This is a genomic window from Rhodoferax sp. (genome assembly GCF_010365055.1).
Lineage (GTDB): Bacteria > Pseudomonadota > Gammaproteobacteria > Burkholderiales > Burkholderiaceae_C > Rhodoferax.
Map to the genome: position 1 here is coordinate 1 of NZ_JAAFHA010000149.1, position 6,033 is coordinate 6,033.

The following is a 6,033-nucleotide window of genomic DNA, read 5'->3' on the forward strand; positions in this document are numbered from 1 at the left end:
CGGCGGACTGAAGCCGCCGTAAGCCATGAGGGCGCTTTTGACGCCGTCCCAGCTGAGTTGCCCAATCGCGGAATCCAACAAGCCACGCTGCTTTTGTTGACCTGGTGTTTTGGTCGGCAACGCTAGGGCAATGTCACGCAAGCGATCGGCCGGAAATGCGGGCTCGGTGGGCACGCCCGCCACTTCGTTGTAAATGGCCTGGTAATTGATGGGCGTTGGCGCTAACTTGCGTGTAGTCAGCTGGCGAAGCGTTTCACGGGCAATTTCAAAAGGCTTCTTGGCAGTCATGAGGGATTTTGGCTATCAAAAAATAGCGCCATCAATTGATTCAATAGGGACCAAGCCTAAATGTAACCAAGGAATCACTTGAATCCGTGTTTTCCTTTTAAATCGAACAATGTCATTTTTGGATATTTATTGGCTGCAGCCCACGTCCCTATTGAACAAAGTGCTACTGCAAAAATAGCAAATGATGTTTGAATGTGCGACTCGTCCTTGTGCTTGTCCGCCGCGGCCCGGGTCTACCCTGGTCCCGGCCGATGGAAATGGATGCGGTTTGCCCTGGCGAGCCTGTCTCGTGCCCTTGGGGATTGCCGTCTCTTGCAATGCACAGCAGTTTGTTTACACTGCATGTCCCATGGCAAATTAACTGGAGTTTTGATGAAGCCCGTTTCGGAATTGTTAAAGAATCGTAATTCAACGGTTCATCAGGTCAGTCCTTCAGTCAGCGTTTTTGAGGCACTCCAGCTGTTGGCTGACTATGGGGTGGGTGCGCTGACGGTCATGGAGAACGGCAAACTGGTTGGGGTGGTGTCCGAGCGCGACTACACACGCAAGGTTGCGCTGCAGGGCAAGAACTCCAAAGAAACGAAGGTCGCCGACATCATGACCCGCGATGTCATCACGGTCACCCCCAGCACCGAGGCCAATGCCTGCATGGTGTTGATGAGCCAGAAAAAAATTCGCCACTTGCCGGTGCTCGATGGCACTAAGGTGGTAGGCCTGATCTCGATCCGCGACCTGATGGACGACATCATTGCCGAGCAGCAGCAAACGATTTCGCAGCTGACGAATTACATCAGCAGCTAGTTCAAGCGTCCCGATCACCAGCGCGCGACGCGCTGGCTTCGATCCATGCGCGACACCGGAGAGACTTCTGCGTCAAATCGGACGCCGCCGCGCAACACACGAACGCCAGCGGCCGCTACGGACCGGTCATAGGCACCGTTCTTCACCTCATCAAGGAGTTCAACGTGTTTGATCACATCGGCTTGGGCGTGAGCGACTATGAAGCCAGCAAGCAATTTTTCCTGCGTGCGCTGGCGCCCCTCAATGTCAACGTTGTCATGGAGGGGCCGCACGGTCTGGGTCTGGGCACCCCTGGAAAACCTTCGTTTTGGCTGTACCTCACAGCGCAGAAGCCCACGCCCCTTCATCTGGCTTTCAGCGCCAAGACGCGCGCTCAAGTTGATGTGTTCTACGCCGCGGCATTGGCGGCCGGTGGCAAGGACAATGGCGCTCCGGGCCTGCGCCCGCACTACCACCCCGACTATTACGGTGCGTTCGTGATCGGCCCAGACGGCCACAATGTCGAAGCGGTTTGTCACCAGCCCAGCGCCTGAGCCGTCCGGCAACGGATGAGTCGACGCGGCAGTCTCAGCGCTGCGCCGCCGTCAGCAGCAGTTCGTTGGGGCCGATCCAGCCATCGGCGGTCGTGAAGACCCCCAGTCGCTCCTCCATCTCGGCCCAGACTGCATCGGTCGCTTCCGCCGTGAGTCGCCCGAGAATTTGCTGGATCGGGCTGGCCGACGCGCGAATGAAGTCAAGGTAGTGGCGCGGCGTGGGCAGGTGAAAGGGCGCATCCAGTGCCGTGCTGGCGACGTTGCGAAAGCCCGCCGCCTGGAACAGCGCATCGGCGAGGCCCGGCTTGCCCAGGCTCAACAGGCCGCCCGGCTGGAACGGGTCGCGTGGCGCTTGCCCCGCGTGCTTGAGCGCGGTGCTCATCAGGATGCCCAGGCAGGGGTTGCGCTCGGGCCGTGAGAACACCAGGGTGCAGATGCCCCCGCCTGGCCGCAAGGCGCGCTGCATGCTGCGCAGGCCTTGCAGCGGGTCGGGGAAGAACATCAGTCCGAGCCGGCAGACGACGGCATCAAAGCTGCTGGGCGGCACGCCAAGCGCCTCGCCGTCTGCGACCAGGGTCTGGACGTTGCCAAACCCGGCGTGGCGGGCGTTCACGTCGGCCAGCGCCAATATCGCGGGAGACAGGTCGGTGGCCAGCACGCGACCGGTCGGGCCAACGCGCGCCGCAATGTCGAGCGTCTGGTCACCGGCACCGGCGGCCACATCCAGCACCGACGCGCCGGGCTTGACGCCGGCCATGTCCAGCATGGCGTCGCTGGCCTGGCGCAGCCACGCGCGAATTTCCGGGGCGTGCTCGTTCCAGCCTGCTGCCGAACGGTCCCATTGCGCGCGCACAGCGATCTTGAAATCCTGGCCATCGGGGGTGAAGGTGTTGGTGGAAACTGCTGTCATGGCGGGCTCCTTCGGTGTGTTGGTTCGTGCAACATGGCGCTGCCAGTCTAGGCAGTGCACGGGGGCGCCACAAGCCGCAGGCTTGCATAATGGGGCCGCACAAACGCATAACCCCACCCCAAGCGCCCGCCATGTTCGACTGGAACGACCTCAAATACCTGCTGGCGGTGGCGCGTCACCAAAGCACCACCGCCGCCAGTCGCGCGCTGCAGGTCAATCAATCCACAGTACAACGCCGGCTGGCCGAGTTGGAGCGGCGCCTGGGGCAGTCCCTGGTGCAACGCCATCCCAGCGGCTATCGCCTGACGGCTTTTGGCGAACAGCTGCTGCCTCTTGCCCAGCGGGTGGAACAGGCTGCGCTGGCGTTGACGCAGCACATCGAGGCCTTCCAGCGCGAAGTCACGGGGGTGGTGCGCCTGACCTGTCCTGAGCCGTTGATGTACCGCATCATCAATTCCACGCTGCTGGAGCGGTTTCGGGCGCGCTACCCCGGGCTGGAAGTGGAGTTTGTGATGAGCGACAAGTACCTCGACTTCGCCAAAGGCGAGGTCGACATCGCCCTGCGCTCGGGCGACACGCAGGACAACGCGCTCGTCGGGCGCAAGGTGGGGGATTCGCTGTGGGCGGTCTACGCCAGCCCGAAGTACATTGCCCGGCGCGGCCAGCCCGATCGCGTGGAAGATCTTGATCGCCACGACTGGGTGGGCTTTGACGAAACCATGTCCAACCACCGCGCCACGCAATGGCTGCGGCAGGTGGCTCCGGCGGCCCATGTTGTGGCGCGCAATGACAGCGTGCTCGGCCTGATCTATTCGGTGAAAGCGGGTGTCGGCCTGGCACCCCTGCCGACCGCGCTGGGTGACGCAGAGCCCGACCTGGTGCGGGTGCTCGGTCCGATCCCGGAACTGGCCCGCATCTGGCGCGTGCTCACCACGCCGGCGGTACGGCGTACGCCGCGCGTGGCGGCGCTGTTTGACTTTCTGGTCGATGAGGTCGACGCGCTGCGGCCCATCATTACGGGCTAGCACGGGGCTTGCCTTAATTTGCATCATCAAGTCGTCTGCAAATCAGTGTCTTGGCACTGAGAACGAACGCGCTAGGCACTGATTTTGACGGGCGTGGCTTGGTGCAAAGTTTTCACAGGCAGCACCGGTAACACGCCTTGGTTCCAGACACTCGTCGGCAATGTCTATGCTATTACAATAATAGCTACTAATATAATAACGACGCGGGCTAGGCTGTAGCCAGAGGCATAAGTTGAGATTCGTCGGCCATGAGAATCAAGGGCTTGCGGAGACCTTTGATGTATCGGATGAGACGATGGGAAGCGAAACCTGAGATTCCCTCGCGTACAAGCCAGTAGCCTTGCCTAATGCTCCCGACCTCAAGTCGCGTCGCCCATGACGTCTGAAGCGACGCGGGGCTCAAACTCGGAGTCGTCTGCGGTGCCGACAATGTGTGCAGACACGGGAAAACACTAGGCTTTGCCGGAGGCCGTCACCGACGGAAGGCTGGTCCAGTGTGCCGATAGACTGGTGCTGCCCAAGGACGAGAACCGCTGTTGTAGCTACACCGCCATGTCATATCGCAGGCCGTCAACAAAGACCGTGAAGGTGCCCGCACCAGTGCCATGGGTTGGCTCGTTTCGCAAAGGCGGTAAACCACCGCTCGCCTTGACAGCCTCTTGCAGTCTGCGAGCCACCTCTTCCATCTAGGGCAAGCACATCGCGCGCAATGCGGCGCTGACCGTACCCACCGACAACACCCGCAGCAATCATGCCGCCGGCACAAACAGGTCATATCCAGCCTTAGCTCCAATCACAGCGAGTCGACCAATATCTGCAATGCGAAGCAACCCGCCGCGCAAGGCACCATCTGGCAACCCTTTCGCTCCAACGAGCTCGATGCCGCGTAGCGAAAGCGATAAGGCTGATGCCTTCATGTTCATGGCGCGGGCCAGGTCTGCCAGCGGGATGTAGCTCTGACGAAACGCCAGTAACTGGTGCGGTAAGACCACGCGGCAAGGCTGGCCGCGGAGTTGAATCGACTCGCAAGCCAGCAAACCCTCTTCCATCCAGTGCGAGATGGACTCCCATTTCCAGCCTGTCGCCTTGGATAGTTGATGTATCGACATGCCAGCTTCGAGCAATGGCGTACCGAAATGCTGTGATACATCCCCCATACGGAAATACATCTCGCCCAGTGTTCGAGCACGCGTGACCGCTTTCACATCGCCGCTTGCAATAGCCTTCATCAGCGATTCAATCGCCCGCTTTTCCCCCATGCGACGGCTTGTGAATTCAGACCAGGTGAGCGTCGCATCCTCTGCAACCGCTGCAGATTGGGCCCCCCGGTCCACACTCGTATACAAATCCAGCAGGGATTGGCGCTCGACCGGTCCACCTTTCATGATGTCTTCGCGCCAGCGGATGTCCGAGCGAATAACGCCCGCCGCTTTCATGCGTTCAAGCACCACGGGGGTGACGTTGGCCAACTCGCAGGCTGTGATGTCAGAAATCCATTCCGCACGCCGTTTCTGAATGCGTTCAACTTCAGCACAGGAAACCTCGTACACCTGGCCACGGGTACCCATACGCCGTGTGCGGTGCGCGCACTCGCCGGTATGCATCGCATCATGCATTCGGGACACGCTGACACCAATAGCCCTGGCGGCGTCCGAGGCCCGTACATACTTGGTGGCGTCTTGGGCCATGGCCTTGGCCGAATCCAGGCCCAGTACGCACTCAGATTTTTCGGCGGCAACGTTGATGATGACTTGAAGAAGCGGTTCAAGCGTTGTGCCCTGGCAAGCCTTGCGCAGACTGATGTACCAGTCGCCCAACAAGGTGTTCAATGTGCGGGCATCTCTGCGTCCGGCGGCGATGCGCTGCTCGACATGCGAGCGCAAACCAGTTGGCCAGTCGGCCAGCAAGGCATCGAGCGGAGCGAGAAATTCGATGGCCTCAGCGACTGTTTTTGGCAAAGCGGCACCACGTGGCAAAGCGGGCTTTGTCGGGTCGGGATGCAGGCATAGCGTTCGAATGACCTTCACAAGTACATCGGTATCCACGTCCTGCGAAATCGGCTTCAGGTTGCCCGAAGGTTGACCTTTGCCCGTCATCAACGTCGATAACCATAGCTGAGCCCGCGTGGCAGACACCTTTGGCATGCTGTCCAGGGCGTTGCCGCATGCGCAAAGCCCAATGTAGAGCCGCATGGGTGAAAGGTGCTCCCCACATGCATTGCACTTGTCGACCAGCTGGATGCGGTGTTTAGGACACGCAGTGACATAAGCGTGCTCCCAGTGGTGACGCAAGTAAGGTGATTCAGCCATGCATGTCGGACACACCGCATCGGATTTGGTGCGATGCAGTCGACTCCAGTCGCGGCACAGCGCTTCTTTCTGGCGGGATAAAGCAACTTCTTTTCTGTAAATTTCCGAAATTTAGTTTTGGGTGTTGGTGATTTGCAGCGCTCAGGGCTTCATGGTTAGATAGATTT

Annotated in this window: 6 protein-coding genes and 1 pseudogene; 3 read left to right on the forward strand and 4 right to left on the reverse strand. The window is 60.0% G+C overall.

Annotated features, from left to right (window positions below):
* Positions 1-288, reverse strand: a pseudogene (locus tag GZ093_RS19720) (GGDEF domain-containing protein); the annotation flags it as partial.
* Positions 289-660: 372 nt separating this feature from the next.
* Between GZ093_RS19720 and GZ093_RS19725 the strand changes: the two are divergent.
* Positions 661-1,089: a CBS domain-containing protein gene (locus tag GZ093_RS19725; protein WP_296489340.1), complete on the forward strand. Its 429-nt coding sequence runs from the start codon at positions 661-663 to the stop codon at positions 1,087-1,089.
* 14 nt (positions 1,090-1,103) lie between these two features.
* Here the strand turns inward: GZ093_RS19725 and GZ093_RS19730 are convergent, their stop codons facing one another.
* Positions 1,104-1,265, reverse strand: a complete 162-nt coding sequence (locus tag GZ093_RS19730) for a hypothetical protein (RefSeq protein WP_296489343.1) — start codon at positions 1,263-1,265, stop codon at positions 1,104-1,106.
* Here GZ093_RS19730 and GZ093_RS19735 point away from each other — a divergent pair.
* Entirely contained in the window at positions 1,254-1,622 is a 369-nt protein-coding gene (locus GZ093_RS19735; RefSeq protein WP_296489345.1) for a VOC family protein, read from the forward strand. The two genes, GZ093_RS19730 and GZ093_RS19735, sit on opposite strands and share 12 nt — an antisense overlap.
* 34 nt (positions 1,623-1,656) lie before the next feature.
* Here GZ093_RS19735 and GZ093_RS19740 read toward each other — a convergent pair whose 3' ends face one another.
* Positions 1,657-2,532, reverse strand: a complete 876-nt coding sequence (locus GZ093_RS19740; RefSeq protein WP_296489347.1) for a class I SAM-dependent methyltransferase — start codon at positions 2,530-2,532, stop codon at positions 1,657-1,659.
* Between the two features lie 131 nt (positions 2,533-2,663).
* On the opposite strand from GZ093_RS19740, the gene GZ093_RS19745 reads away from it, so the two are divergent.
* A complete protein-coding gene (locus GZ093_RS19745) occupies positions 2,664-3,557 on the forward strand; it encodes a LysR family transcriptional regulator (protein ID WP_296489349.1) in 894 nt (297 codons plus the stop codon).
* Positions 3,558-4,306: 749 nt separating this feature from the next.
* Here the strand turns inward: GZ093_RS19745 and GZ093_RS19750 are convergent.
* Positions 4,307-5,977 (reverse strand): TniQ family protein, encoded by a 1,671-nt coding sequence (locus tag GZ093_RS19750; RefSeq protein WP_363261166.1) that lies wholly within the window; start codon positions 5,975-5,977, stop codon positions 4,307-4,309.
* Between the last annotated feature and the right edge of the window lie 56 nt (positions 5,978-6,033).